The sequence below is a fragment of the Janthinobacterium sp. 1_2014MBL_MicDiv genome, from assembly GCF_001865675.1.
GTDB lineage: Bacteria > Pseudomonadota > Gammaproteobacteria > Burkholderiales > Burkholderiaceae_D > Janthinobacterium.
Genome location: NZ_CP011319.1, coordinates 4,387,040 through 4,412,751, shown reverse-complemented (window position 1 = coordinate 4,412,751; position 25,712 = coordinate 4,387,040). Strand labels below are relative to the sequence as shown.

Sequence of the window (25,712 nt, the reverse complement as noted above, 5' to 3'; positions counted from 1 at the left end):
TTTAAAGGTGAAAGGATTAATCCTTGCGGCCAGCTTTCCAATTGAGGCCGAAATTGTAGCGTTCGTCCATGGCCTGGTGCGCCGTGATTTTACCTTGGCCGCCGAAGTATTCCACCAATTTCGTCACCTGCAGGTTGCCGCCGTGGTTTTCCAGCATGGCGATGGCGCACATGGCGTGCTGGCTGTCGCTGTCGAGGCGCACTTCCACCGTCGGCTGGCCCGGTATCTCGATCGTCACCACGCCATCCGTGGCGGCCCAGTTCGGCACGCCTTCGTAGATGAAGGCATACACGAGCACGCGCTTGATCTGGTCGAAATGGGTGCCGTTGATGAAGATGTTTTCGCCGCTGCTGATGCTGCCCGTGCGGTCGTCGCCTTCCAGGTGGATGTAGGGCGGGCGGTCATATGCGCCCCAGCTGTTGCCCAGCGCCTGCACGGCGCTCTTGGCGCCATTGCTCATTTCGAACAGGCAGCCGATATCGAGGTCGATGCCGCCCGCGCGGCCGGCCGGCTTGTTGAACAGCTTGCCCAGGAAGCCCGTGTCCAGCTTCGAGGCGGGCGCCTGGCCCTGCGACGCATTCTGGTTCCAGTTCAGGTTGACGCGGATGCGGCCATAGCCGCCGCTGTCGCGCTTGTCGAGCGAAATCTTGTCGCCGCGCTTTTCCAGGCGGATCTTCGACAGCGAGATTTTGTTTGCTGGCGGCGCCGCCGGCGTGGGCGCGGGAACCGGTGCCGGCGATGGCGCGGGAGACGATGCCCCCGCCTCGCTGCCGCCGAAGTGTTTCAGCAATGCGGCCAGGCCGCCGGCGAAACCCTGGCCCACGGCGCCGAAGCGCCAGCTGCCGTCGCGGCGATACAGCTCGCCGATGATGACGGCTTTCTCGTCCTGGAAGTCATTGCCCGTGAAGGCAAACGTGGCGGCCTGGCCCAGCGTCATGCTCGAAGCGCCCAGTGCGCGCATGCTGCCCTGTTCCGTCGCCGCCGTAAACACCAGCTTGTCGATCGAGGCGGGCAGGCGGGAAAGGTCCACCTGGAAGACGGAACGGGGGCCGTTCAAGTCCACCGTGATGGCGTTGTCCGGCGCGCTTTTCTGGTTGAAGAACACCATGTAGCGGTCGTCCGACAGCTTGCCGGCCGCATCGACGCCGAAGCAGCTGACGTCCACTTCCATCGAGCCCGAAACGATATCGAGCGTGACGGCAAACGGGCCATTCAAGCCCAGGTCCGCCAGTTTGCCTTTTTGTCCGCGTGTGAAATTGGTCATGGTCGTGCAGTCCCTTCGTCGCTGGAGAGTTGAGTCAATGAGTGATTCGGTGCGTGATGCGAAATAGCAGGCGTGGCCGGCAGGGCGGCGCCGTCCGCATGGCGGATGCCGAACAGGCGCGCCTGCTCGATGATGCGCTGCGCCCAGCTCGAGTGGGTCGCCACTTCGCACATCGATTCCTGCATGCGGAACACGGCCGGGCTGTCCGGGTCGATGATGCGCAGCGCCAGTTCGATGTCCGACTGCGCCACCTGGTAGTGGCGCTCGATCTGCGGCACCTGGTCAGGGTGGATGGCGGTCTTGGCGATCATGCCGTGCGCCATGTCCTGCGCCACTTCCGCATCGAGCCAGCTGCCCTGCGACAGGTGCTCGAAGACGGGCGCCGTCAGCTGGAAGCCGTGCGGCTTGAAGATCGTCACCAGGCGGCCGATGACCTGGCCCAGCGGCGTCTGGTAAATGGTGCCGCTGGTGGGGCGGCGCAAGCCCAGCAGCGCCAGCAAGTCGTTGCCGCCGATGCGCAGGGCCAGGATGCGGCGCCGCACTTCCGGCGCCGACAGGGCGATGCGGAACTGCTTCATTTCCTCGTCGTCGAAGACGTCCGCCGTCTCCAACGTCGGCATCAGCAGGTGATGCGTGTGGCGCACGAGGTCGAAATACGCGGAAAAATTGTGGCGCGTGGACTTGGGCAGCACGAAGCCGCTCAATTTGTCGGAGCCTGGCATGGCCAGCACGCGCGCCAGCACGTCGACATTGCGCACGCGCACGAAGCGCAAGGTGTCCGATTCGTCGCGCATGTTTTGCAGCGCCAGCGACAGGTTGAACAGCGCGTAGCTGAGATCGCGTTCGGCGATGGCGTCTTCGGTGCAAAAGATCACCGAACGCAGGTGGCTGAATTTGTCGCCGTTGGCGATGGCCAGCAAATCCTTGTGCGTGGTGGGCACATACATGGAGGCGCCTAGCGCCGCCTTGTGTTCGCTTTGTGGGTGTATGGAGTTATCCATCGACTGCGCTCCTGATGAGGGCGACCGCCTGGTAAGGCAGCGCCGGTTCTACTGTGACGGGTATGGATTTTTCCTGCGCCAGGAGCAGCAAATGTGCCACGTCCGGTGCATTCGTGTCGCGCACGATCAGGCGCTCGGGCACGCGGCGCAGCAGTACGCGCGTCGCTTCGCCGATGCCCGGCTTGATCAGGTTGATGTCGCTGATGCCGTACTCCTGCTGCGCCCTGGCCATGTAAGCCTGCGAGCGGGCCGCCATGGCTGGCGCATCCGTCGCTTCGGCCAGCGGCACGCCGCTGCTGGCGGCCAGCGCCACGGCATCGGCCACCAGGCCGTCGGCGAAATCGCGCGACTGGTCGTGCGCCGCGAACTGCGCGTAGTACACGCAGCCGTGGAAGTCGTCCGGGCCGATGGCTTCATTGAGCACGGAGCGGCTGACCAGGCCCGAGACGGTGGCGTTGAGGATGCTCGACGGGATCAGGTAGTCGCTGGCCGAGGCGGCGCAGGCGGCCGTGCCGGCCAGATCGGACAGCACGAACAGGCCGCCGTCGATGGCCGTGCCATGCGCGGCATTGAAGTCGTTGACCGTCTGGCGCAGCTCGCGCGAGATCACGCCCTTGCCGGTCCAGCCGTCGACGAAGACGATGGATTCGGCAGCAATGCCTTGCGCCAGGATGTGTTTCAGGGCGTTCGCATCGATGCCGCGGTCGCGGATGATGGAGACGGAATAATGGCTGCACTCGCGCTGGAAGACCTGGCGCAGCACGTGGCCCAGGATGACGCCCACGGGCGTGCCGGCGCGCGCCAGCGAGACCAGGGCGATCGGACCCGCACGGCGGGCCGCGATCAGGGCTGCCAGGCGCAGGCAGTCGCGCGCCATCTGCAGGCGGTTGGCGGCAAACGCGCTCTGGAACAGCGCCAGGTAGGCGGGCGAGGGCAGGGATTCGGGCGACAGCATTTCGCTGTAGTGGCGCTGGCCGGACTGGATCAGACGCTCTTTCTCGGCCAGGTCCAGGATCGGCTCGAGCGCCATCGGCGTGAGCAGAAACTCCACGTCGTCCTGGCGGTAGCTGCCGCTGAAATGCTGTTCGACTGCCGTCATAGGGCCGCCACGGTGAGCGCCGCCAGCTGCGTGCCGTTGGGGACGATGGCATAGTCGCAGGCCGCCATGAAGCGCGCGTCCGAGCGGCTGTCGCCCATGCCGAAGCTGAGGATGGGGCCATGTTCGGCTTCCAGCTCCGCGCGCAGGTAGGCCACGGCGCGCGCCTTGTTCAAGGTCTTGGGCAGCACGGCCAGGTTGTTGCCGTTGCGGTGGATGAAGTAGTCGGAGCCTTCCGTCGCGATCCAGTCCTGCAGCACCTGTTCCTCGATATCGGCCAGGCGTTCGCCGCGTGCCTCATGGTCCTTGACGACGACGTAGAACGGCGTGTCGTAGTCCTCGATCAGGCGCGCGCGCGAAGGCATGCCCGCCTTGACCTGGAAGTCGTCGATGATGCGCATGGCGTCCCGCAGGCCGGGCAGCGCCGTCTGCATGTCGTTCTGCATCAGCGCCAGCCAGCCCGCGTCGAGCGCGCCGCCCGGCTGCAGCACGATGCCGCCGTAATCGAGCACGCTGTAGCTGGTGAACGGCAGGTCGACGCGGCGGAATGCGTCGCCATTCCTGGCCGTGGCGGGGATCAGGGTCATGCCGCTTTGCGCGAATTCGAAGAAGGCACGCTGGCGCGCCGTCGTAAACGAGCAGGCCTCGCCATTTTTCAAATAGGCGGCCGGCTGCAGGTCGGTCTCGCCGACGCATTTTTTCGGGGTCTGGAACAGTGTGTCGTCCAGGTCAACAAACAGGAATTTCTTCAATTTTGGTCTCTGACTGAAAGTGGAACAGGCGGCCGTTCAACTGGCCGGCGAGTTGCATGAGGGCCGGACTGGCCGGGGTTTCATGGCAGATGAAGACGTGCTGGTACTGGCCAGGCGCCACGTTGTACAGGTAGTTGGCGATGCCTTCGCCGTAATTGTCGTCGCAGCAGACGATATGCCCGACGGAACCCCATGACAGGATGGGCGAACGCGTGGTCGACTGCACCACCACGCTCTTGCCCAGGGTTTCCAGTTCGCGCGCCAGCAGGAAGGACGGGTGCATGAATTCGCCCGTGCCCAGCACCAGCACGGAATCGCCGGCGCCGATTTCCTGCGCCAGCTGCACCGCCAGGCCTTGCGGCGGCGTCAGGGCGCGGCCCACGCCGATGCGGCCGAACGCCGGGCTGGCGCCGCGTTCCTCGTTCGCCTCGAAGCGTTGCGCGCTGCCCGCCACGGGCGCCGGTGCCGCGCCGGCCTGGAAGGCGTACTGGCCGGAGAGCGCCGCGCCGATGCTGGTGGGCAGGCCGAAGCGCTGGCTCAGGCCCGCGTTGGCGGCCTGGCCCATGAAATTGGTGATCACGCCCAGGTGCAGCTTTTCCAGCTGCGGATAGCGCGCGCGGCACACTTGCACCAGGTTGGCGAAGGTATTGCCGGTCGACGCTTCATCGTCGATCAGCACCAGGCTGCGCGCGGTGGAAAACAGCGCGCTGGCCGCATCCGACAGGTGCAGGAACTGGCGCGGCGCGTGGCTGTGCGATTCCTCGAATTCGAAGAAGGGCACGCTGCCGACGCGGTAGCGCGAACTGTGCAGGAACAAGGCCTTGCCGTCCGGGTTGGCGCGCAGCCACGCCTCGAACACGCCCTGGCCCAGGCCGACGGCCGTCTCCGCCATGGCGATGAAGACCACGGGGCCGGGCAGGCTGGGGGGAATCTGCGCGGCCAGGTCGTCGTGGATGGCTTCCATGGCGCGCGGCGTGACGGGCCAGTGCTTGCCCAGCACCTTGGAGAGGAACAAAAAACCGCGCTTGGCGTTGGCGCGCGCGGCAAAGCCGATCAGCCAGTCCAGAGGAAAGCGCGCCTCGTCCACCTTGAGGGTCAGTTCGCCCGTCGGCATCTGCTGCTTGACGATGTTCATGGCAGCTCCACGGCGTAGGCGGATTCGCCCACGCGCATGCCTTCGCGTATGGCCGGCACGGCGAGCTTGTCGTAGCCCTGGTCGAAACCGGCCAGCGCCAGGTAGGGCAGGTTCGGACCGGCCGCGCACGCCATGCCGATGCCGCCCGACATGCGCGGGTTGATTTCCAGCAGCGCCAGGCCGTTGGCGCCTTCGCGGAACTGGATGTTGAACACGCCGTTCAGGCGGTAGTCGCGCGCCAGTTTTTCGCAGGCCGCCAGCAGGTCGGCGCGCAGTTCGATCAGCTGGCCGCTGCCGCCGCCCTGCAGCTTCTTGCGCGGCACGGCGCACACGAGGGCGCCCTGGTCGGCGACGCAGTCGGCGCTGTATTCGTGGCCATCGAGGTATTCCATCAGCAGCAGGGTCTTGAAAGTGCCCATCTGCGCCAGGCCGTCGCGCAATTCCTGCGCATTGATCTGGTAGGCGGCGCCGGCCAGCAGCAGCTGGGCGCTGGTGCGCTCTTCATCGAGAATGGCAAAGCCCAGGGCATACACGGATTCGGACGGCTTGATGCACAGCTTGCGGTGCAGCGGGCGCAGTTCGGCGTAGGCGGCGTCGTATTCCTCGATGCTGGTCACGGCGCGGTAGTCGGCCGGACGCGCCATGGGCAGGTCGAGGCCGTCGCAGAAGCGCGCCTTGTCATGCATCAGGGTCAGCGTCTCTTCGCTGGCCACGCTGAGCACGCGCGTGCCGATGGCGGCAAAGCGCGCGCTGGCGCTGCCGATCAGGCCCGCTTCCTTGCCGGGCCAGAATATCGTGATGCCCCGCTCGCGGCAGAATTCCAGGCACCATTCCACATAGTTATGGCCTGTCAGGCCCGATGGCTCGACCGCGTATTCGTGGGCCGACAAAAAGGCCGCCGCATGCGCGTTCGTATTGCTGCACACGATGTGGTAGCGGGGCTTGCCGCCGGTGGCGGCGCTGTCCGCCTCACGGATCAGGCGCATGGCCGTGCCGACCGAGGAAAATGTTTTGTTGAACCAGACTCTTTGCATGTACGGGGACCGGGTAAAGAAAGGGAAAGCCGCGCGCAGGTGCGCGCGCGGGGATTCTAATTGACCAGACTTAACCTGGCCTTAGAAAAACGCCAGCCCGAACCTGCTGCGCGTCGTGGACGCGGCCTGCGATGCTTACTGTGCATACACACAGCTGCGCTTCTCGGCCACGTCCCCTTCCGCTGGCGACGGTTCTGGCGGGCGTTTGAGGATCAGCCAGCCTTGCCGGAGGCTGTCCATTTTAAGAACGCGTCGCGGTTGCGCGAGCAGATGAAGACCTTGCCGGAGCCGGAAAAGCGCAGCACGATGCCTTCGCCGCTGGTCACGCTGTTGACGATATTGCCGAGGAAGCCGCCGATGCCGCCACCGCCCGAACCGCCGCCCGTGGTCACGGAAATCTCGTATTTCAGGCTATTGTCCCAGCACACGACGTGGGAATTGTCGATCACGACATCCTTGCCCGGCTCGACGTCGAGCTGGAACATGGAGCCGAAGCCCGACACCACCACCTGGCCCGTGCCGGCCGTTTCCATGACGAAGAAGCCGCCGGACTGGGCGAACAATGCGTTGCCCAGACTCTGAGTGCGCACCTTCATTTCCGTGCCCGAAGTGGCCGCGACAAAGGCGCCGTCATTGAGCAGGTACTGGCGCGCACCGACGTCGACCACTTCGATGGCGCCGGGCAGGGTGGGCGACAGCAGGCAATCGCCGCTGCCGCGCACCGCTTCGATATGCTGCTGGAAGAACGATTCACCATTCGCGAAGCGGCGCATGATGGCGCTGCCCAGGCCACCCGTCATCTTGCCCTTCAAGTCCAGCGCCGTTTCCATCATCACCATCGCATCGGATTCGCAATAGATGGTTTCGCCCTGTTTCATGCTGACGTGGAGGAATGGATCGACGTCGCCGGTGACACTAAATACTGGCATGGTAATCTCCAAAAAAAAGCCGCCTGAACTGTGCAGGCGGCAGTAATGATATGACATTAACCCAAGTCACCGCGGAAAACCGTCGCGCGCGAGCCCGAAGGCGAGCGGCGCAGCCGGTTTTACGAGCGTGAATCTTAGGCGTTCACGCCGAACGAGCGGGCGAGGGGGCCGAGGCCGCCGTTGAAGCCCTGGCCGATGGCCTTGAACTTCCATTCGCCGTTGTAGCGGTAGATTTCGCCAAAGATCATCGCCGTTTCCGTCGAGCTGTCTTCGGACAGGTCGTAGCGGGCGATTTCCTTCTCGCCTTCCGCGTTCAGGCAGCGGATGAAGGCTTTCGATACCATGCCGAAGTTCTGGCGGCGCGCGTCGGCGTCGTGAATCGTCACGGTGATGCTGATGCGGTCGATGTCGGCCGGCACGCGGGTCAGGTCGATTTCGATGCGCTCATCGTCGCCTTCGCCTTCGCCGGTCGTGTTGTCGCCCGTGTGGACGACGGAACCGTCGGTCGACTTCAGGTTGTTGTAGAAGATAAAGTCAGAGTCGCCACGGACTTTGCCGTCGTTTTTCAGAAGGAAAGCGCTGCCGTCAAGGTCGAAGGTGGCGCCGTCTGTCGAACGAGGATCCCAGCCGAGGCCGACGATGATCTTCTTCAGGTTCGGTGCTTCCTTGCTCAGGTTGACGTTGCCGCCTTTTTGCAAACTGATTGCCATGTGGTGCTCCTTTTAGTAATTAAACTTAGAACGCCTGTCAAAACCTGCTGCGCGTCGTAATTTGCGGCCGGCGATGCTCACTGTGCCTTCGTACAGTTGCGCTTCCCGACCACAACTTCCTTCCGCTCGCTACGGTCTTGCAAGGCGTTGTTAATCCAGCCTTCATGGCATGAGCGCGCCAGGGCGCTCGTGCCATTACTCTCTCAATTGGGGGCGAAACCCCCGATTTCAAGCTTGTGCCGCGTGCCGCTTGCGATAGCGCAGCGACGACCACAGCGAGACCAGGATGAAGGCCACGCCGGACAGGCCCGTGAACCACTCGGGAATATGGTACTTGACGGATGCCAGCATGATCAAGGCCAGGATGCCGATCGCATAATGGGCGCCGTGCTCGAGGTAGACGAATTCGTCCAGGGTGCCCTTGTGCACGAGGAAAACCGTCATCGAGCGCACGAACATGGCGCCGATGGCCAGGCCCAGCATGATGATGACGACGTCGTTGGTGATGGCAAAGGCGCCGATCACGCCGTCAAAGCTGAACGAGGCATCCAGCACTTCCAGGTAGAGGAAGCCGCCGATGCTGCCGCGCGCCACTGTTTTTACCAGCTCGCCATTGCCGTTTTTCGCGGGCGCTGCGCCTGCCTCTTCATCGTCGTCCTGCAGGTCCGGCTCGCCTTCTTCCAGCAAGCCGCTGATCCAGTTCACGCCGATGTAGACGGCGATGCCGACGATGCCCGAAGCGAGCACGCTGTATTTTTCATCGACGGGGCCCATGGCCACGCAGGCGGCCACGGCACCCATGGTGATGAGCACGGCCAGGCTTTCGGTGCCCAGCGCGTTGACTTTTTCCTCGGCCCAGCCCAGCCAGTGCAATTCCTTTTCATCGTCGAACATGAAATTCAGGAATACCAGCAGCAGGAAGGCGCCGCCGAAGGCCGCCACCTGGGCATGGTTGTCCGTCAGGTGCTTGGCATACACTTCCGGCGTGGTGGTGGCCATGGTCCACACGTCGACCAGGCCCAGGCCCGTGGCGACGGAAACGATGACCAGCGGGAACAGCAACCGCATGCCGAAGACGGCGACGAGGATACCCACGGTCAAGAACAGTTTTTGCCAGAACTCATTCCAGTGGCGCAAGACCGAGGCATTCACCACCGCATTGTCGAAGGACAGCGACACTTCCATGATGCCCAGCACGCCCGTGATCCACAGGGCCTGGATCATGCCTGGCACGCCGCCGTGGCTGTAGCCCCACCAGCCGGCCACCGCCATCAGGATGAAGGTAACTAAAAAAGAGATTCTGAAATGCCGCATGGAGACCCCGTTGCAAGTGTGGAAAGACGTTTGATTATCAGCGCCGCGCTGCGCGCCACTGCCAGTGTTGATATACGTCAATTGTTGTATATGCCATGATTTTATATTATCACCGCCGCTGGCGGCGTTTTTATAGGCCGTGGACAGACAGTTCTGCTGGCGCGGTTGATCTGCGATAATTGCGGCGCGCCCCTTTTGGCCACCGCAGCCCCTGACATACTTTTAGACATATAAGAAGGAATACCCCGTGGATATCGCTTACCTCGTCACGCCCCTGATCACCTGGATCCTGGTGGGACCGATCAAATTCCTGATCAACAGCGCCCGTACCCGGCAGTGGGCATTCGGCCTGGTCGGCAATGGCGGCTTTCCCAGCAACCATAGCGCCGTCGTTTCCAGCATGGCGACCCTGATCGCCTTGCGCGAAGGCATAGGCCATCCGGCCTTCGGCGTGGCCGTCACCCTGGCCTTCATCGTCATCATCGACGCCAACAGCCTGCGCCAGCACGTGGGCAAGCAGGCGGCGGCCATCAACCGCCTGGCCGGGGAAGCGGCCAGCGCCGCACACAAGACCTTGCGCGAGCGCATGGGCCATACGCTGGTGGAAATTGCCGGCGGCCTGTGCACGGGCGTGGCGATCGGTTTCCTGATCAATGCCGTATTTGCCAAATAACATCTTTTTAGAGCGGCGCAGCATCGCCGCCTATCGACATGAAACCCCGCTTCAAGGCGGGGTTTTGCGTTTCAGGGCGTAAAAACTACGTTTCATCCATAGATTAAAGCATTACAGGAAACCGCCGATTGACATGCCCAGACACGCTCATGGATACTTTGGCGCTTGTGGTTTTAATAAAAATAAATGCCTGCTATCGCCTGCCGCCCTATCCGGGCTGCCGGTACGGTAACGGTGCTATCTATCCGGAGAATTACCCATGTTGCGCAAAACCCTGTTTGTTCTGGCAATCGCTTCTGCCCTGACCGCCTGTGGCAAAGAATCCAAAGATCCTGGCAAGGGCGTTGGCAAGGACGGCAAGGAACAGGCCAGCGCCGCCGTCAATTTGCTGATTTCCCCGGAAGACATGTTGACCATCCAGAGCAATGCGCTGGCATCGGGGCCCGTGATCACCGGTTCCGTGCAGCCAGAGCGCAATGCCGACCTGCGCGCCGAAGTGTCGGCCGTGGTGATCCAGGTCATGAAGGAAAATGGCGAAGCCGTGAAGCGCGGCGACGTGCTGGTGCGCCTGGATGAAACGGCCATCCGCGACAGCCTCAATTCGGCCGAGGAAGCGAGCCGCGCCTCGAGCCAGGTGCTGGAGCAGTCCGAACGCATGTTCCAGCGCATGAAGACCCTGCGCGCCTCGGGCATGACGTCGACGCAGGCGCTGGAAGACGCGGAAATCCGCCGCAACAATGCGCAGAGCGACCTGTCGGCCGCGAAGAGCCGCGCCGCCCAGGCCCGCCAGCAGCTGCAGCGCACGCTCGTGCGCGCGCCGTTCGACGGCATCGTGAGCGAGCGCAAGGTATCTAACGGCGATACGGCGCAAATCGGCAAGGAGTTGATCCGCGTCATCGATCCGACCAGCATGCGCCTGGAGGGCCTGGTATCGGCCGACAAGATCGGCGTCGTCAAGGTGGGCCAGCCGGTGTTGTTCCGCATCAATGGTTATCCGGGCCAGGATTTCTCGGGCAAGGTGCGCCGCGTCGATCCAGCCGCCAACGCCATCACGCGCCAGGTGGCCGTGCTCGTCGATTTCAATGACAAGGAACAGCCGCGCGTGGCCGGCCTGTATGCGGAAGGCCGCATCGAAACGGATACCGTCAGCGCCCTGATGATCCCCGATTCGGCCCTGGTGAAGGCGGGCGACGTGACGTACACGTGGAAAGTCAAGGACAAGGCCTTGCAAAAGACCAGCTTGCGCATCGGCGCGCGCGACGTGCGCACGGGCCAGTGGGAAGTGCAAAGCGGGCTGGCCAGCGGCGACACCGTGCTGCGCACGCCGGGCTCGACCTTCAAGGATGGCCAGAAAGTGGAGTTGACGGCGGCCAAGGCCGTGCCTGCCGCCGCCGTGGCCAGCAGCAGCACCGCCGTTGCCGGTAAAGGAAACTAAGCCATGTTCCTTTCCGATTTCAGTATCAAGCGGCCTACCGCCACCATCGTCCTGATCCTGGCGATGATGTGCGTCGGCTTGCTGGCGCTCAAGAAACTGCGCGTCAACCAGAATCCGGACGTCGAAGTGCCGTTTATCGTCGTCAGCATTCCTTACCCTGGCGCATCGCCCGATACGGTCGAGCGTGAAGTGGTGAACCGCCTGGAAAAGTCGCTGCAAAGCATTTCCGGCGTGACCGAGGTCAATAGCGATTCGAACGAAGGTTCGGCCACCCTGTTCTTGAAGTTCTCGTTCAAGACCAATCTGATCGAAGCGTCCGACGATATCCGCAACGCCATCGCCTCCGTGCGCTACAAGCTGCCGCTGGAGATGCGCGAACCGATCCTGCAGCGCATCGACCCGTCGGCCGAGCCCATCATGCAGCTGGCCTTGTCGTCAAGCTCGCAAAGCCATGCGGAAATCTCGCGCCTGGCCGAGGACGTGCTGTCGGACCGCTTCCGCGCCGTCGATGGCGTGGCGCTGGTGAATGTGGGCGGCTCGCTGAAACGCGAACTGTCCGTGCTGTTGCGTGCGGAAAAGTTGCGTGAATACAATGTTTCCGTCAGCGATGTCGTCACGGCCTTGCGCAACCAGAACACCAATGCGCCGGTGGGCAAGGTGCGCGGCACGCTGGACGAGAAAAGCATCCGCCTGGTGGGGCGCATCGAATCGCCTGCCGAATTCGAGCAAGTGGTGATCAAGCGCCGCGGCGAGGAAATCGTGCGCCTGGCGCAGGTGGCCACCATTCAGGATGGCTTTGCCGAAGTCAACAGCATGAGCGTGCGCAGCGGCAAGCCGAACGTGGGGATATCGATTACCCGCGTGCGCGACGCCTCCACCGTCAGCGTGGCCAACAAGATCCGCGACATGGTGGCGGAAATCAACAAGACCTTGCCGAAGGGCACCTTGTTGCAAGTGACGCGCGACGGCGGCGAAAACGCCCAGCATAGCTTGAACAATGTGATCGAATCGCTGGTGCTGGGCGCCGTGCTGACGATTTTCGTCGTCTACGCCTTCCTGAACTCATGGCGTTCGACCCTGATCACGGCGCTGAGCCTGCCGACGTCCGTGATTGCCGCCTTCATCGCCGTGTGGCTGTGCGGCTTTACCCTGAACTTCATGACCCTGCTGGGCCTGTCGCTGGCCATTGGCGTGCTGATCGACGATGCCATCGTGGTGCGTGAAAACATCGTGCGCCACATGCAAATGGGCAAGGACCGCCGCACGGCGGCGCTGGAAGGCACGGCCGAGATCGGCATGGCCGTGGCCGCCACGACCTTCTCGATCATCGCCGTCTTCATCCCCGTGGCCTTCATGCCCGGTATCTCTGGCGAATGGTTCCGTCCGTTCGCCTTGACGGTGACGTGCTCGGTGCTGGTCAGCCTGGGCATCTCGTTTACGCTCGATCCCATGCTGTCGGCCTTCTGGGGCGACCCGATCGAGGAACACGCGGCGCCGAAGAAAGGCATCGGCCGCGTGCTGGAGAAATTCAACCACTGGTTCGACCACCAGGCCGACCGCTATGGCCGCGTCATCGCCTGGGCCCTGCATCACCGCCGCTGGATGGCCATCATCGCCTTCGGCAGCCTGGTCGGCGCCATCGTTCTGCATAGCACGCATGGCGGCACGAGTTTCCTGCCAGCATCCGATTCCGGCAATTTGATGATCAATGTGCGCACGCCGTCGTCGAGCAGCATCGAGTATTCGCGCCTGAAACTGGAAGCGGCGGCCGTGCTGGCGCGTACCTTGCCTGAAACCAAGGATACCAACAGCTCCATCAATGCCGGTGGCGGGCGCGTGTATGTCGATATCGGCAAGCGCAATACCCGCAAGCGTTCCGCCAAGGAAATCGCGGTCGAGCTGCGCGAGAAGATGTCGCGCCTCGTGGGTGCCGAATACGTGGTGCAGGACGATCTGAGCAATGGTTCGCAAAAACCGATCCAGGTGGAATTCACGGGTCCCGATTCGCGCAAGTTGATGGAAATCACGAACGCCTATATGGACAAGATGCGCCTGATTCCGGGTGCCGTCGACGTGGGCCTGTCGGAGCAGGATCCGAAGAACGAGCTGCAGATTGAACTGAACCGTGGCCTGGCCAACTCGATGGGCATTTCCGTCAACGATGCGGCGCAATCGCTGCGCGTGGCGTTTGCCGGCGTGGAAGTGGGCGACTGGGTCGATCCGACGGGCGAAACGCGCGACGTGGCCGTGCGCCTGCATCCCGACGACCGCGTGGCGTCCGAGAATATCGAGCGCCTGCCGATCAGCGTGACGGGGACGTCGCAAATGGTGCCGCTCGACCAGATTGCCACCATTACCATGGGCAAGGGCCCGTCCGGTATCGAGCACAAGGATGGCAAGCGCACGATCACCGTGTCGGCCAATGCGCAGGGCCGCTCGAATGGCGAAGTGACGACCGACGCCATGAAGCTGGCCAAGTCGATCGATTTCCCTCCCGGCTACGGCCTGGCGCTGGGCGGTGCCGGCCAGGACCAGCAAGAGCTGTTCACGGAAATGCTGATCGCGCTGGTGATGGGTATCGGCCTGATGTATTTGATCCTCGTCATGCAGTTTGGTTCGTTCACGGCGCCCGTGGCCGTCATGATGTCCTTGCCGCTGAGTTTGATCGGGGTGGTGGTGGCGCTGGTGATCACGAACAACACCCTTAACCTGATGAGTTTTATCGGCATCATCATGCTGATGGGGCTGGTGGCAAAGAACGCCATCCTGCTGCTGGACGCGGCGCGCAAGCGCGAGGAAGAGGGCTATGGCCGTGAAGACGCGCTGATGTATGCGGGCCGCATGCGTCTGCGTCCCATCCTGATGACGACGTTCGCGCTGATCGCCGGCATGTTCCCCGTAGCGCTGGGCCTGGGCGAAGGTGGCGAGTTCTACCGCCCACTGGCGATCGCCATCATCGGCGGCACCATCACGTCGACGATTCTGACCCTGCTCGTGGTGCCGACCTTCTATGACAGCATCGAGATCGCCCGCGATGGCGCCGTGGCCAAGTTCCACCGCCGCGCCGCGCGCATGCCGGTGGCCGTGGCCATGATCCTGACCCTGGTCGAGTGCGTGCTGACCTTGCTGCTGCTGCGCTTCGTCTACCGCATGCTGAAAAAGGGCATCCTGTTCGCGATGGGACGCCGCACGCCGAAAGCGGCATCGGTCAGCCTGCAAAAGTAATACCGGGCCAAGGCCAGCTTGCGCTGCGCCGTGGTTTTCAAGGAGCCTTCCACGGAAGGCTCCTTTTTTTTGCCTGTTGCCGCGGCCAGGCGCGCGACATCATGCTCGGAAATTCACCATTGGCGCTTGCCGCTTGCCTAGCTGTTGCGCGGTGGCGGCGTGGTCGTGCCGGTCCCGGTCCCGGTACCCGTGCCCGGCGTGGTGCCATTGGCGGGCGGCACGCTCGGCGGCGGCGTCGTGGTGCCGTCCGGATTCGTGGTGGTGCCTGGTGCCACCCCTGGCGTGGCAGGCATGGTGGCGTCCGGCGTGGCGGGGGCGGTCGTGCCCGTGGTGCCCGAGGTGCCGCTGGTGCCTGGCGCCGTTGCCGGCTCCGTGGCCGCTGGCGTGGTGGTGGTGGTCGTCGTGCTGGTGTCGCTGCGCTTGTTGCAGCCGCCCAGCAGCGCGCAGACGATGGCGCTAGCGAGGACGAGCTTGCTGGTAGTCAGGAGTGGAGCCGTCATGATTGTTCCTTTTCGGTGGAAGGCTGTCGTGGAAGCGCATGCCTTGCCAGACTGCCTGACTGGCAACTGGAGCATGGCTGGCATCGCTTGCAGAAATTAGAGTAGGCAGCCTGGCGCAGGTTCACCGCAGTTACAAATGAGGGGCGTTGGGGCGGAGCGGATATGGTCAGGTTTGATGTGGCGCAAGGGCGCGATACCCATCTGTCGCCGGAGGGCGGCAAGATGGGCCAGGACAGCCTATCCTGGCCGCAGGGAACGGTTTATTTTGCAGGGGCCTTGCTGACTTCCACTTCCCAGTCCACGCCCGATTCGATATGGTGTTTGGCGGCAAAGTCGCCCTGACTGATGGCAACGGCCACGTCGAGCAGGCTGTTCAGGTAGACGAGGGGCTTGCCCTTGGCAACGCCGCCAAACGTATGTTCGAACGGCGCCGTGACCCTGGCGACCTGCTTGCCTTTATGCAAGATGCGCACTTGCAGCGGATCGTGCAGTTTTACCTGCAATTCATCGAGCAGGGTTTTCGGGATATTCGTCCAGACATTGCCATACTTCACGTCGAGCACGGGCACGATGCCGCGGATGGTATTGCCGTCACGTACAGGTTTTTGATAGGCGATCTTCACCACGGATTCGCTCGCTAATTGTGGTCCCACCTGTTCATAGCTGATGGCGCCCGAGGCCAGGCGCGCGCCCACATACGCGTACACGTCGCGGCCATGGAAGGTGTACGACTCGGCGGAACCGGCCAGGCGGTTGACCTTTTCATCAATCTCGCGCAGTTCGGCCACGCCGTCGCGCTCGGCGATCAGGGTGAACAGGCCGTTATCGGGGCCCACGAAATAGCGGCCATTTTTTGTCTTCAAAACAACAGACTTGCGTGCCGTCCCCACGCCCGGATCGATGACGGAAACAAACACCGTGCCTTGCGGCCAGTAATTGGCCGTCTGGTACAGGCGATAAGCGCCCAGCCAGATGTCGTAGTCGGGAATCTGGTGCGTCAGGTCCGAAACGGTCAGCGTGGGGGCGACGCCGTACGCCACGCCATGCATGGCCGAGACGGCGCCGTCGGCCGTGCCGAAGTCCGTCATCAGCACCAGCGGCGAGGCGGCCTGGGCGCTGGACAACAGGAGGGCGCCCAGGCAGGCGCCGGCGACGAAGCGGGAGATTTTCTTGGTGATCATATGGTCTTTCCGTGCGTTAGAAGGTGTAGTTCAGCTTGGCGTAGAAATACGCGCCGTTGACGCCGATGGGATTGATGAAATTGTAGGGCAGGGCGCCGCCATAGGTGGCGTTATTCGTCTGGCGCACACGCTGCGGATAGCGGTCGAGGATATTGTTGCCGCCCACGCTCACCGTCAGCTGCTTGCTCAGTTTCAATTGGCCTTCCAGGTCCAGTGACCAGACGGCGCCGAAGCGCTGCGCGGGTATGCCGTCGATCAGGGGGGCCTCGCTGTCGTATGAAAAATCTTTCAGCTCGCCAAAACGCGTGGCACGCGCCTGCACGCCCCAGCCTGCCGCCTGCCAGTCGGCGCCCAGTATCAATTTGCTCTTGGGTGACGCATGTTTGATGCGGAACAAACTCGTTTGCGTCAACAGGGTCAAGCTGGGATCGATGGCGTTCAAGGCGTCGGAGCTCAAGCGGACCTTGTCGAGCGTGGTCGTGTTCAGGTTCAGCGCCGCGTTGAGGTTCAGCTTGCCGCTGGCGTAGGCGAGGTCGTGGTTCAGCACCACGTCCAGGCCCTTGGTGCGCGTGTCGAGCAGGTTGGCCAGGTAGGCGACGGACTGGATGTCGCTACGCCCCACGCCAGCGAGGTAGGCGGTGACGGCGTCGCTTTGCAAGTCGCTCGAGCGCGTGATGCGGTCGCGGATGCGGATCACGTAGGCGTCCACCGTCAGGCTGGTGGCGCTGGCCGGTTTCCAGGCCAGGCCCAGCGATACGTTGGTCGATTTTTCCGGCTTCAGGGCCTGTGCGCCGAAGCTGCGTGCCAGCGCGTCGCTGGCCGGCAGCAGGGCCGATGTTTGCAGGGCCGTGCCATCGGCGTTGAAGTTCAGGGTGGCGAAGCGGAAGCCCGTCTGCACGAGGGTCGGCGCGCGGAAGCTGTTCGACAGCGAGCCGCGCACGAGGAAGGCGTCCGTCACCTTGTAGCGGCTCGACAGCTTGCCCGTGCTGGCGCTGCCGAAATCGCTGTAGCGCGAATAGCGGGCGGCGGCGCCCACCAGCAGGCGCGGCGTGAGGTCGCTTTCCACGTCCGCGTACACGGAGCGGATGTGGCGGCTGCCGTCGTAGGTGTCCGACGGACGCAGGCCGGGGCCAGCCTGGGCTCCCGGTGGTGCAATAGCCTGCGCATCCGTGACGGTGCCGGCCGCATATGATGCGGCGTCGCCGGCGGAGCTCTGGTAGCTTTCGCGCATCCATTCCGCGCCCACGGCCACGTTCAGGGCCGCGGGCAGGCCGATGTCGAGGCTGCGCGTGGCGTCCAGGTTCAGGGCATCCTGGCGGAAGCCGAAGCCGGCCAGGTGGAAACGCGTGGGGCTGGTCGCGCCCAGCGAGGCGTTGACGGACTGCTTCACGCCGTAGTCAAAGCGGTCGCTGCCGTGACGGACGCTGGCGTCCCAGTTCCAGTCCGCTGCCGTGCCGCGCACGCCGGCCACGACGCCGAGGTCGCGCTTGTCGCCATTCGTGACGGGACGGTAGCCGTTCGGATACAGGGCGAGTACGTTCGACGGATCTCCCGGATAGCGGAAGTAGGCGCTGCCGTCGGACTTGCGCTCGTTCAAAGTGGCAAACGAGTACAAGTCCAGGCCGCTAGCGAGGGTGAGCTGCGCGTTGTAGAACAGGTAGTGATTGCGCTGGCGCGAGTCGCCGGACTTGAACAGCACCTTGCCGTCGAGGGCCAGGTCGGCTGGCGTGGCGTTGTACGAGGTCCAGCCCGCGTCGCTGGGGCCGGCCCGCTCCGTGGGCGAACGGCGCCGCGTTTCTGCGCCGAAACGGAAATAGCCGGCTTCGCCCAGCGGTACGCCATAGTCGGCGTTGACGATGACGGTCTGGCCATCCGTCAGGGTTTGATCGGTCGGGTCGAAATGCGTGTGGTTGGCGCCATAGCTGACGGCCGCCGAGCCGCCCGTGCGGGCTTTTTTCAGCACGATGTTGATCACGCCCGCGACGGCGTCGCTGCCGTACTGGGCGCCGGCGCCATCGCGCAGGATTTCGATATGGTCGATGGCGCCCGGCGGAATGGCGTTGATGTCGACCGGCACCGTGCCGGCAAAGCTGCTTTCCGTGTCGAGCACGGCGCTCGTGTGGCGGCGCTTGCCATTGATCAGCACCAGCACCTGGTCGGGCGCCAGTCCGCGCAACTGGATGCCGCGCACGGAGTCGGATGCGCCGCTCGATTCGATGCGGGGGAAGTTGATCGAGGGCGACAATGCCTGCAGGGCCGCGCCCACGTCGCCCGTGGCCAGCGCATTGCTGACTTCGCGCGCGCCGAAGCGGTCGATGGGCACGCTGCTGTCGAAGACGGTACGGTTGCGCGCGCGCGAACCGACGACGGTGACCTGGTCGATGCTGGCGCCCGCTTGCGTTGCGGCATCGCCGGCTGTGTTAGCGGTTTCGGCATCGGCCCAGGCGGGTGCGGCGCCCAGCATGGCGCAGGCCAGCACGATGGCGCGCAGCGACGTGGCGGGAAGGGAGGGCGATAGGTGTGAATGGCGCGGGTGCAAGGCGGTGTCCTTTGGGCTCGGTCAATGTATTTATGAAAACTTTTGATTGAGCTTACGGCAGGCCGTTGCCATGGCGAACGATTCTTTATGGATATGCTTATGGCTGTTGTTTCTGTGTGATTTTCGTGTGACTTCTTGGCGCGGCTCAGGATTTGGGCGCGGCCGGCATGTCTGGCTGGGCTGTGACGGGCGTGCCGGCCGCTTCCAGCGGCGCGACGAAGTTGCACAGGTCCAGTTGCAGCTTGCCCTGCTTGCCGAGGGCGGGATTGAATGCGTACGAGGTGATGCCGCAGTTGGGCACGTCGGCGGCCTTGTCGATGGCCAGAATGGCTTGCTCGTCGCAGCGTTCCAGCAGGTAGCGGAAGCAATTGACGATCACCTGGTGGCCGACGACCAGCACCCGTTCGCCCCGGTATTCGCGCGTGATGGTGTCGAGCACGCTGCGCAGGCGCAGGATGACGTCGCACCAGCTTTCGCCGCCCGGTGGCCGGAAGTAGAACTTGCCCACGTGCTGGCGCTGTTCGTGCAGTTCCGGATACTTGCTGGCGATGCCGCGCGCGGTCAGGCGGTCGAGGATGCCGAATTCCTTTTCGCGCAGGCGCTCGTCGGCCACCACGGAACTCAGGCTGTCCGCGTCCAGCCGCGCCAGCACGGCTTGCGCCGTCTGATGGGCGCGCACGTATGGCGAATACAGCACGACGGTCGGTTGTTGCTCAGGGGGGAGGGCGGCAAACCAGTCGCCGAGCGCTTGCGCCTGGCGCGCGCCCAGGTCGGAGAGGGGGACGTCGACATCGCGTTCGGCGATGGCGATCAACAGCTGTTTTTCCGCTTCGGCGGCATCGCGCGCCACGTTGCCGGCACTTTGGCCGTGACGCACGATCCACAGTTGCTGCGGCCACTTTTGTTCCATCGCCTGGCGCCTTCCTCTGTACTTGTTGTGAATAAATATAGAGGAAAGCGGCAAGGCGCGGCGCGCCGCTGGAGTGGTGCTTAGGCGGCGTGTTCCGCTTCGTCCAGGTCGGGCGCGTCGTCGCTGTTGTAGACGGCCAGGTCGGTCTGGCCCATGACGCGGCTGGTGACGGTGCCGGCCGTGATGGAGCCGCTCACGTTCAGGGCCGTGCGGCCCATGTCGATCAGCGGTTCGACGGAGATCAGCAAGCCGGCCAGGGCGACGGGCAAGTCCATCGCCGACAGCACGATCAGGGCGGCAAACGTGGCGCCGCCGCCCACGCCGGCCACGCCGACGGAACCGATGGTGATGATGGCCAGCAATGGCAGCAGGAAGCTGATCGTAAATGGATCGACGCCGACGGTGGGCGCGATCATCACGGCCAGCATGGCAGGATAGATGCCGGCGCAGCCGTTCTGGCCGATGGTCGAGCCGAACGAGGCGGCGAAGTTGGCGATGCCTTCCGGCGTGCCCAGGCGCTGGGTCTGCGTCTGCACGCTCATCGGGATCGAGCCGGCGCTGGTGCGCGAGGTGAAGGCGAAGGCCAGCACGGGGAAGACTTTCTTCAGGAAGCGCAGCGGGTTCAGGCCCGTGCCGGCGATGATGGCCAGGTGCACGAGGAACATCAAGATCAGCGCGCTGTACGAGGCGACGACGAAGTTGATCAGTTTCAAGATGTCCGTGTAGCTCGACGAGGCCACCACTTCGAACATCAGCGCGAATACGCCGTATGGCGTCAGGCGCAGCACCAGGGTGACCATGCGCATGACGATGGCGTGCGCCACTTTCATGAAGCTTTCGAACGAGGCGAAGATTTCCGGCTTCCTCGCGGCGATGCCGGTGGCCGAGATGCCGATGAAGATGGAGAACACGACCACGGCAATAGTGGAAGTCTTGCGCGCGCCCGTCATGTCGAGGAAGGGGTTGGTCGGCACGAAGCTGACCAGCAGTTTCGGCAGCGACAGCGCCTTCGCCGTTTCCAGCGAACCTTGCAGCTGTACGCCGCGCGCCACTTCGGCGGCGCTCGACGTCAGGCCGACGGCAGTCAGGCCGAACAGCTTGGCCATCAGAATGCCCAGCGCGGCGGCGATAGTGGTGGTGATGAGCAGGGTGCCGATGGTCAGCGCGCTGATCTTGCCCAGCGAACTCGCATCCTTGAGTTTCAGGATGGCGGAAATGATGGAGACCATGATCAGCGGCATGATGATCATCTGCAGCAGTTTCACATAGCCGCTGCCGACGATATCGATGTATTCATTGGTGCCGGCGATGATGGGCGAGCCGGCGCCATAGATGGCTTGCGCGGCCGCGCCCAGCAGCACGCCCAGGCCCAGGCCCGTGAAGACGCGCACGGTAAAGGTCGCGTGGCGGCTTTGCTGGCGGAACATGAAAGCGAAGACGATCAGTGCAACGAGCAGGTTCAGAATGATGTTGATTGCCATAGTGGGCCTTATCTTGGTTTTCTTGGTTTTATGCTGCAGAGGGCATTTTATAGAACTTTGCTGCAAGTAACATCCGCGCCGGTCCTGGCCCGGTCCAGGGCGGAAGGGCAGGCACTGTACAGTACTATGGGGACGTTTTGCGCCATACCGCTGCGAATATTACGCTATATAAATATGCTCCACAGGCATAAGTCGTCCGGATGATTGTGTAATTGGCTATTTCGTGCCAGCATGCTTTCCCCGTTTGCTACTATGGCGCGCGTTATCTTGATAAGGAAAACAATGAATGCTTTGACGGAAGTACAGGTGCTGGATGTGGAAGAGCGCTTGCGCCAGGCCATGATGGCCTCCGATGTGGCCGTGCTGAACGACTTGCTGGGCGACGACTTGCTGTTTACGAATCACCTGGGGCACTTGCTGAGCAAGCATGCCGACCTGGCCGCGCACGAGCAGCGCCTGCTGACCATCACGGACTTGCGCGCGTCCGAGCGCCATGTGCGCCTGAGCGGCGACGTGGCCGTGGTATCCGTGCGCATGCAGTTGACGGGCAGCTATCACGATGTGGAGACGCATGGCGACTTCCGCTTTACGCGCGTGTGGGCGCGCAATGCCGCCGGCGCGCTGCAAGTGATCGCCGCCCATTCCGGCGTGATCGCTTAAGGAGTCGCAGTGGATCATCGTTCCAAAGGGCAGCTGGTCGAAGCTGTCATCGCCGCCGGCCCCGCCACCCTGGCCATCACGGCCGGCTATCCCGTGCTGCTGTACAACCTGGTGCGCACGTATGCGGACGCGCCCGGCGCCAATGCGCTGGCGGCGCTGCTGCTGACGGGCGGCCTGTGGGCCTTGCTGGAATTCTGGCGCATCGCGCTGGCAACCGTGGCGCGCAAGGCCTATGCGTTCAACTGGCGCTTCTGGCTGGCCATCGCCGGCTTCCTCGCCTGCTTCGTGCGTTTCGTGCCGGACATGGCTGCCGGACTGATGCTGGTCTTGCTGGTGCTGCCGGCGCTGGCGTGGATCCATTTCATCTTGTTGCAGATCAAGCGCCCGCGCCAGGCTTGATTGCTGGAAGTGCCGTAGCGGGAGCGATATATTATTACTGAAATCAAAAAACTGGGCGAGCAATTCCACGCGATAGCGTCGCAATCCGACTTTTTCATGGCGACCTATTTAGAGGCCGTCAAGCTGCGCGTGGCACGAACGCAGATCAGCAAAGGACCGCTGTTTAATGTCAGGCCATTCGACGCCCAACGGGCCGGCTTCACGCCGGGAAAAGCGCTAAAGACGCTGCCCGCGAAGTTAAAAGATACTTATGTGTACTATTTCGACGGGGAGGACAGGATACTCCTGGTGGAAAGCCATGGCGGCTCTGCTACTGTCATCAACAGGAACTTCTATTTTCATGAACCGGACAAGCTGAAAAGCGTGCACTTCAATGCAGGAGGGAGCCTGAGGAATGTCATGCTCAGTTTTCTCGATGGGGCACGCATTATGCAGGACATTAATTTCGGAAAATTTGGCGTAGGTCGTTACGATTACCTGTATGAAGGGGATCGCCTCCAGTCCATCATGGTCCGGCAGCGAGAGCATGGTCAGGAAAGCCCTAGCGGATACCAGATTCTGTTCGGCTATGTGGATGGAAAGATGGACAATATTTTCCACATGTTTACGAATGGATATCAGGAGCAGCGCTATCCATGACGTTGGTGGTTTTGAGGGCAAGGCCGTGAAAAAATACATGTGGCATCTGTATTATTCTGGAACGGATGTGGTGGACGCCAGTGAAGCGTGGACGAGCGGGCATGTCGGTGCGGGTATCTGTCAAGACTGCGGAAATTATATGCCCGGGAATGAAGGTGACTTTGCCGTGGTCGTGGAGCAGCGCATTCCTGCAAAAGCAGATATGTTTTCAATGGGACGGCTATCGCCTTCCATCATGTCCGCCAGGCTGCGGAAATTGCTGCCGGAGCGCATAAACGAATTTTTCAGGTTCGGCGATGTCTATCTCGGTGACTCTTCGAGGAAGATGGAGAGCCACTGCGCATTTGTTGGCGGAGCGCCGTGGGTCCTGCTCTTTGGCGATCAGCCCGCAATGATGGATGGTGCAGTAGTCGCGGATGCAAAAATTGCGGCTTGCCCTGCCTGCGGCGTGAAATTCGGCTTTGGGCGAGGGAACAGGCATGCCGACACCAGCGTCAACGTGATCCATGAAATTTCTTGGACGGAGTTTGGCGGAATGTTAATTTCTGACGACATAATGCAGCCCTTGCGCGGCATTCAATTGAAAAATGTCAGAGTTGAAAAGATAGAAATCCGTTAGACGCGCCTCGGGCGCGGATAAAGACCCGGTTTGTGACTGGTGACTGCCAGCGGCAGCGCACTTGCCGACTATGACTGGCCGTCGCTATCCTGCGCGTCCAGCCAGTTGATCCGTCCATTGCCCGCTTCCTCCAGGTGGGCGAGCAGGGCAGTGGCGGCCGCTTCCGCCAGGCTGAAGTCGAACAGCACGTCTTCGCCATGCTCCACCTTGAGCAGGGTGGCGCCGGCGGCATCGAGTTCGCGGCGCAGCATGCCTTCCATCGCATACGGCAGCGTGCAGCGCAGGTTTCTCTGGCGCACGATGGCCGTCTTTTCCGCCAGCAAGAGCGCTTGCGCCACGCTATCCGTGTAGGCGCGCACGAGGCCGCCCGCGCCCAGCTTCACGCCGCCAAAGTAGCGCACGACGGTGGCCAGCACGCCTTCGAGGTCCTGGTGGCGCAGCACGTCGAGCATGGGCCGCCCGGCCGTGCCGCTCGGTTCGCCATCGTCGACGGCCGCCGACTGTCCGCCCGCCAGCAGCGCCCAGCACACATGGCAGGCGCCCGGATGCTGCGCCTTCAAATCGTTGACCACCTGCTGCGCGCTGGCGCGGTCCGTCATCGGCTGCACGCAGCCGATGAAGCGGCTTTTCTTGATGATCAGTTCGCTGTGGACGGGGGCGGCAATGGTAAACGGCATGGCGGGAGCAAGGGCGGGCAAAGCAGCATGATAGAGGAAATGCGCGCCCGCGACGAGCCAATGCCGCCTACCTGGCCGATGGCAATACCAGCTCGTGCAGCGCAGCATCGCGCACTTGCACGATGTCGAACAGTCCCAGCGCGTGCAGGGCGGGCAAGGCGTCGAGCATGTCGCGCTCGGCGACGGCCCGTTCCGCATCGCCGCTGGCCTCGTCCAGCCACAGGCGGGCATTGGCGAGAAAAGCGCCTACCGTGCCCTTGCGCACGGTGACGCCGTTGAACTGGCCTTGGTTTTGTTGATCCGGTAACACGTCTTCGGCACGCATGATGTACTCCTGAATAATGGAAAGACTCCACTGTATGATGGCGGGATTGTCTTGCCTGCCTTGTTTATGACTATCGATACGTCAAATCCGCCAATCTTGCCGCCGATGCTGCTGGCGCCGCTGCGCGCCCTGCGCATGTCTCAGCCACAGGAGCGGGTGACGCCGCCGCACCGCCATGCCAGCGGCCAGTTGTTCGGCGCCGAGCGCGGCTTGCTGTCCATCGGCGCCGACAGCGGGCAGTGGGTGGTGCCCGCCAGCCACTGCGTGTGGATGCCGCCCCATCACGCCCATGCGCTGCGTTCGCATGGCCCGTTTGCGGGCTGGAGCGTGTATGTGGACGAGGCCAGTTGCGCCAGCTTGCCTGCCGCGCCGTGCGTGATGCGCGTTTCGGGCTTGCTGCGCGAGGCGGTGGGCCGCGCCAGCAGCTGGGAAGGTGGCGCGCTCGATGCGCGGCAAGCCCGCGTGGCGGGCGTGATACTCGACGAGATCGCCGCCTCGCCTCACGAGCCCTTCGGTTTGCCCCTGCCCACGGACCCGCGCCTGTTGCGCGTGGCGCGTGCCGTGCTCGATGACCTGGCCGACGAGCGGGGCGTGGCGGCACTGGCCGCCTGGGCCGGCGTCTCGCCGCGCACCCTGGCGCGCCGCTTCCAGGCCGAGACCGGCTTTGCGCCGGCCGCGTGGCGCCAGCGCGCCCGCATCCTGCGCACCCTGGAATTATTGGCCGCCGGCCAGCCCGTCACGACGATTGCGCTGGACCTGGGCTACGACAACGTCAGCGCCTTCATCGCCATGTTCAAGCGCGTGATGGGCGTGACGCCGGGCAGGTATGGGGAGGGGATGGAGTAGCTGGCGCGCAAAACAAAAAAGCCAACCGCGAACGGTTGGCTTCTCTGAAGTATTTGGTAGGCCGTGCGGGATTCGAACCTGCGACCAACGGATTAAAAGTCCGCTGCTCTACCAGCTGAGCTAACGACCCAAAACTTTGACTGCTTGCTGCGGTAACGCTGTGCGGTGCGTGCTTGCCATGGCGGCATGCAAACGGACTGCAAATTCTTGGTAGGCCGTGCGGGATTCGAACCTGCGACCAACGGATTAAAAGTCCGCTGCTCTACCAGCTGAGCTAACGACCCAAGGGCGGCTATTATGACGGCCAAAGGTGGTTTTGGGAAGGGCCAGGCGGGGCATGGGCGCAAAAAAGCCTTGCGTGGGGTTCA

General features: G+C 63.1%; 24 protein-coding genes and 2 tRNA genes. 8 read left to right on the top strand and 18 right to left on the bottom strand.

What is annotated here, in order from left to right; all coding sequences use genetic code 11:
* Positions 1-16 precede the first annotated feature (16 nt).
* From YQ44_RS19130 to YQ44_RS19090, 9 genes are all read right to left on the bottom strand, one after another.
* Entirely contained in the window at positions 17-1,264 is a 1,248-nt protein-coding gene (locus tag YQ44_RS19130) for a TerD family protein (RefSeq protein ID WP_071324733.1), read from the bottom strand.
* Entirely contained in the window at positions 1,261-2,265 is a 1,005-nt protein-coding gene (locus tag YQ44_RS19125) for an HpcH/HpaI aldolase/citrate lyase family protein (RefSeq protein ID WP_071324732.1), read from the bottom strand. Before YQ44_RS19125 ends, YQ44_RS19130 begins: the two co-directional genes overlap by 4 nt.
* On the bottom strand, positions 2,258-3,364 hold the full coding sequence (locus tag YQ44_RS19120) for a cysteine protease StiP family protein (RefSeq protein ID WP_071324731.1): 1,107 nt from the start codon (positions 3,362-3,364) through the stop codon (positions 2,258-2,260). Before YQ44_RS19120 ends, YQ44_RS19125 begins: the two co-directional genes overlap by 8 nt.
* Complete coding sequence (locus YQ44_RS19115) at positions 3,361-4,113, bottom strand: HAD family hydrolase (RefSeq protein ID WP_071324730.1); 753 nt, start codon at positions 4,111-4,113, stop codon at positions 3,361-3,363. The genes YQ44_RS19120 and YQ44_RS19115 overlap by 4 nt, the downstream gene beginning before the upstream one ends.
* Positions 4,091-5,248, bottom strand: a complete 1,158-nt coding sequence (locus tag YQ44_RS19110) for a phosphoribosyltransferase domain-containing protein (protein WP_071324729.1) — start codon at positions 5,246-5,248, stop codon at positions 4,091-4,093. The genes YQ44_RS19115 and YQ44_RS19110 overlap by 23 nt, the downstream gene beginning before the upstream one ends.
* Positions 5,245-6,282: an ATP-grasp domain-containing protein gene (locus YQ44_RS19105; protein WP_071324728.1), complete on the bottom strand. Its 1,038-nt coding sequence runs from the start codon at positions 6,280-6,282 to the stop codon at positions 5,245-5,247. Before YQ44_RS19105 ends, YQ44_RS19110 begins: the two co-directional genes overlap by 4 nt.
* Positions 6,283-6,494: 212 nt before the next feature.
* On the bottom strand, positions 6,495-7,211 hold the full coding sequence (locus YQ44_RS19100; RefSeq protein WP_071078756.1) for a TIGR00266 family protein: 717 nt from the start codon (positions 7,209-7,211) through the stop codon (positions 6,495-6,497).
* Between the two features lie 134 nt (positions 7,212-7,345).
* Positions 7,346-7,921, bottom strand: coding sequence for a TerD family protein (locus YQ44_RS19095; protein ID WP_070290657.1), 576 nt, complete (start codon positions 7,919-7,921; stop codon positions 7,346-7,348).
* 228 nt (positions 7,922-8,149) lie between these two features.
* Positions 8,150-9,235, bottom strand: a complete 1,086-nt coding sequence (locus YQ44_RS19090) for a DUF475 domain-containing protein (RefSeq protein ID WP_071324727.1) — start codon at positions 9,233-9,235, stop codon at positions 8,150-8,152.
* A 247-nt stretch (positions 9,236-9,482) separates the two neighbouring features.
* On the opposite strand from YQ44_RS19090, the gene YQ44_RS19085 reads away from it, so the two are divergent.
* From YQ44_RS19085 to YQ44_RS19075, 3 genes are all read left to right on the top strand, one after another.
* The gene (locus YQ44_RS19085) at positions 9,483-9,908 is read left to right on the top strand and encodes a divergent PAP2 family protein (protein WP_071324726.1); all 426 of its coding nucleotides are present in this window, start codon (positions 9,483-9,485) and stop codon (positions 9,906-9,908) included.
* 259 nt (positions 9,909-10,167) lie between these two features.
* The gene (locus tag YQ44_RS19080; protein ID WP_071324725.1) at positions 10,168-11,343 is read left to right on the top strand and encodes an efflux RND transporter periplasmic adaptor subunit; all 1,176 of its coding nucleotides are present in this window, start codon (positions 10,168-10,170) and stop codon (positions 11,341-11,343) included.
* Between the two features lie 3 nt (positions 11,344-11,346).
* Complete coding sequence (locus YQ44_RS19075; RefSeq protein WP_071324724.1) at positions 11,347-14,568, top strand: efflux RND transporter permease subunit; 3,222 nt, start codon at positions 11,347-11,349, stop codon at positions 14,566-14,568.
* A 137-nt stretch (positions 14,569-14,705) separates the two neighbouring features.
* On the opposite strand, the gene YQ44_RS19070 is transcribed toward YQ44_RS19075, so the two are convergent.
* The 5 genes from YQ44_RS19070 to YQ44_RS19050 form a co-directional block, all read right to left on the bottom strand.
* Positions 14,706-15,068: a hypothetical protein gene (locus YQ44_RS19070; RefSeq protein ID WP_071324723.1), complete on the bottom strand. Its 363-nt coding sequence runs from the start codon at positions 15,066-15,068 to the stop codon at positions 14,706-14,708.
* A gap of 260 nt (positions 15,069-15,328) precedes the next feature.
* Positions 15,329-16,249: an SAM hydrolase/SAM-dependent halogenase family protein gene (locus YQ44_RS19065; protein ID WP_071324722.1), complete on the bottom strand. Its 921-nt coding sequence runs from the start codon at positions 16,247-16,249 to the stop codon at positions 15,329-15,331.
* 16 nt (positions 16,250-16,265) lie between these two features.
* A complete protein-coding gene (locus YQ44_RS19060) occupies positions 16,266-18,788 on the bottom strand; it encodes a TonB-dependent receptor plug domain-containing protein (RefSeq protein ID WP_232250946.1) in 2,523 nt (840 codons plus the stop codon).
* Positions 18,789-18,933: 145 nt separating this feature from the next.
* Complete coding sequence (locus tag YQ44_RS19055; RefSeq protein WP_071324721.1) at positions 18,934-19,698, bottom strand: histidine phosphatase family protein; 765 nt, start codon at positions 19,696-19,698, stop codon at positions 18,934-18,936.
* 80 nt (positions 19,699-19,778) lie between these two features.
* Positions 19,779-21,179: an L-cystine transporter gene (locus YQ44_RS19050; RefSeq protein ID WP_071324720.1), complete on the bottom strand. Its 1,401-nt coding sequence runs from the start codon at positions 21,177-21,179 to the stop codon at positions 19,779-19,781.
* A 282-nt stretch (positions 21,180-21,461) separates the two neighbouring features.
* Between YQ44_RS19050 and YQ44_RS19045 the strand changes: the two genes are divergently transcribed.
* From YQ44_RS19045 to YQ44_RS19030, 4 genes are all read left to right on the top strand, one after another.
* Positions 21,462-21,839 (top strand): nuclear transport factor 2 family protein, encoded by a 378-nt coding sequence (locus YQ44_RS19045; protein ID WP_071324719.1) that lies wholly within the window; start codon positions 21,462-21,464, stop codon positions 21,837-21,839.
* Positions 21,840-21,848: 9 nt separating this feature from the next.
* Positions 21,849-22,238: a hypothetical protein gene (locus YQ44_RS19040; protein WP_071324718.1), complete on the top strand. Its 390-nt coding sequence runs from the start codon at positions 21,849-21,851 to the stop codon at positions 22,236-22,238.
* A 96-nt stretch (positions 22,239-22,334) separates the two neighbouring features.
* Entirely contained in the window at positions 22,335-22,877 is a 543-nt protein-coding gene (locus tag YQ44_RS19035; RefSeq protein WP_071324717.1) for a hypothetical protein, read from the top strand.
* The gene (locus YQ44_RS19030) at positions 22,849-23,496 is read left to right on the top strand and encodes a hypothetical protein (protein ID WP_071324716.1); all 648 of its coding nucleotides are present in this window, start codon (positions 22,849-22,851) and stop codon (positions 23,494-23,496) included. Before YQ44_RS19035 ends, YQ44_RS19030 begins: the two co-directional genes overlap by 29 nt.
* Before the next feature lie 68 nt (positions 23,497-23,564).
* On the opposite strand, the gene YQ44_RS19025 is transcribed toward YQ44_RS19030, so the two are convergent.
* Both YQ44_RS19025 and YQ44_RS19020 read right to left on the bottom strand, forming a co-directional pair.
* On the bottom strand, positions 23,565-24,173 hold the full coding sequence (locus YQ44_RS19025) for an IMPACT family protein (RefSeq protein WP_071324715.1): 609 nt from the start codon (positions 24,171-24,173) through the stop codon (positions 23,565-23,567).
* 67 nt (positions 24,174-24,240) lie between these two features.
* Complete coding sequence (locus tag YQ44_RS19020) at positions 24,241-24,498, bottom strand: hypothetical protein (protein WP_071324714.1); 258 nt, start codon at positions 24,496-24,498, stop codon at positions 24,241-24,243.
* A 66-nt stretch (positions 24,499-24,564) separates the two neighbouring features.
* Here YQ44_RS19020 and YQ44_RS19015 point away from each other — a divergent pair, with 66 nt between their 5' ends.
* Positions 24,565-25,344 carry an AraC family transcriptional regulator gene (locus tag YQ44_RS19015; RefSeq protein ID WP_198043761.1) on the top strand — a complete coding sequence of 260 codons (780 nt, stop codon included), beginning with the start codon at positions 24,565-24,567 and terminating at the stop codon, positions 25,342-25,344.
* Between the two features lie 54 nt (positions 25,345-25,398).
* On the opposite strand, the gene YQ44_RS19010 is transcribed toward YQ44_RS19015, so the two are convergent.
* Positions 25,399-25,474: transfer RNA gene (locus tag YQ44_RS19010), tRNA-Lys, on the bottom strand.
* A 78-nt stretch (positions 25,475-25,552) separates the two neighbouring features.
* Positions 25,553-25,628 (bottom strand) — tRNA-Lys (locus tag YQ44_RS19005).
* Between the last annotated feature and the right edge of the window lie 84 nt (positions 25,629-25,712).

Excerpts from the sequence above, each read along its gene's own strand:
- YQ44_RS19130 (WP_071324733.1), bottom strand. The coding sequence starts at position 1,264 with ATGACCAATTTCACACGCGGACAAAAAGGCAAACTGGCGGACCTGGGC.
- YQ44_RS19125 (WP_071324732.1), bottom strand. The coding sequence starts at position 2,265 with ATGGATAACTCCATACACCCACAAAGCGAACACAAGGCGGCGCTAGGC.
- YQ44_RS19120 (WP_071324731.1), bottom strand. The coding sequence starts at position 3,364 with ATGACGGCAGTCGAACAGCATTTCAGCGGCAGCTACCGCCAGGACGAC.
- YQ44_RS19110 (WP_071324729.1), bottom strand. The coding sequence starts at position 5,248 with ATGAACATCGTCAAGCAGCAGATGCCGACGGGCGAACTGACCCTCAAG.
- YQ44_RS19105 (WP_071324728.1), bottom strand. The coding sequence starts at position 6,282 with ATGCAAAGAGTCTGGTTCAACAAAACATTTTCCTCGGTCGGCACGGCC.
- YQ44_RS19100 (WP_071078756.1), bottom strand. The coding sequence starts at position 7,211 with ATGCCAGTATTTAGTGTCACCGGCGACGTCGATCCATTCCTCCACGTC.
- YQ44_RS19095 (WP_070290657.1), bottom strand. The coding sequence starts at position 7,921 with ATGGCAATCAGTTTGCAAAAAGGCGGCAACGTCAACCTGAGCAAGGAA.
- YQ44_RS19090 (WP_071324727.1), bottom strand. The coding sequence starts at position 9,235 with ATGCGGCATTTCAGAATCTCTTTTTTAGTTACCTTCATCCTGATGGCG.
- YQ44_RS19080 (WP_071324725.1), top strand. The coding sequence starts at position 10,168 with ATGTTGCGCAAAACCCTGTTTGTTCTGGCAATCGCTTCTGCCCTGACC.
- YQ44_RS19075 (WP_071324724.1), top strand. The coding sequence starts at position 11,347 with ATGTTCCTTTCCGATTTCAGTATCAAGCGGCCTACCGCCACCATCGTC.
- YQ44_RS19070 (WP_071324723.1), bottom strand. The coding sequence starts at position 15,068 with ATGACGGCTCCACTCCTGACTACCAGCAAGCTCGTCCTCGCTAGCGCC.
- YQ44_RS19065 (WP_071324722.1), bottom strand. The coding sequence starts at position 16,249 with ATGATCACCAAGAAAATCTCCCGCTTCGTCGCCGGCGCCTGCCTGGGC.
- YQ44_RS19055 (WP_071324721.1), bottom strand. The coding sequence starts at position 19,698 with ATGGAACAAAAGTGGCCGCAGCAACTGTGGATCGTGCGTCACGGCCAA.
- YQ44_RS19050 (WP_071324720.1), bottom strand. The coding sequence starts at position 21,179 with ATGGCAATCAACATCATTCTGAACCTGCTCGTTGCACTGATCGTCTTC.
- YQ44_RS19045 (WP_071324719.1), top strand. The coding sequence starts at position 21,462 with ATGAATGCTTTGACGGAAGTACAGGTGCTGGATGTGGAAGAGCGCTTG.
- YQ44_RS19035 (WP_071324717.1), top strand. The coding sequence starts at position 22,335 with ATGGCGACCTATTTAGAGGCCGTCAAGCTGCGCGTGGCACGAACGCAG.
- YQ44_RS19030 (WP_071324716.1), top strand. The coding sequence starts at position 22,849 with ATGGATATCAGGAGCAGCGCTATCCATGACGTTGGTGGTTTTGAGGGC.
- YQ44_RS19025 (WP_071324715.1), bottom strand. The coding sequence starts at position 24,173 with ATGCCGTTTACCATTGCCGCCCCCGTCCACAGCGAACTGATCATCAAG.
- YQ44_RS19020 (WP_071324714.1), bottom strand. The coding sequence starts at position 24,498 with ATGCGTGCCGAAGACGTGTTACCGGATCAACAAAACCAAGGCCAGTTC.
- YQ44_RS19015 (WP_198043761.1), top strand. The coding sequence starts at position 24,565 with ATGACTATCGATACGTCAAATCCGCCAATCTTGCCGCCGATGCTGCTG.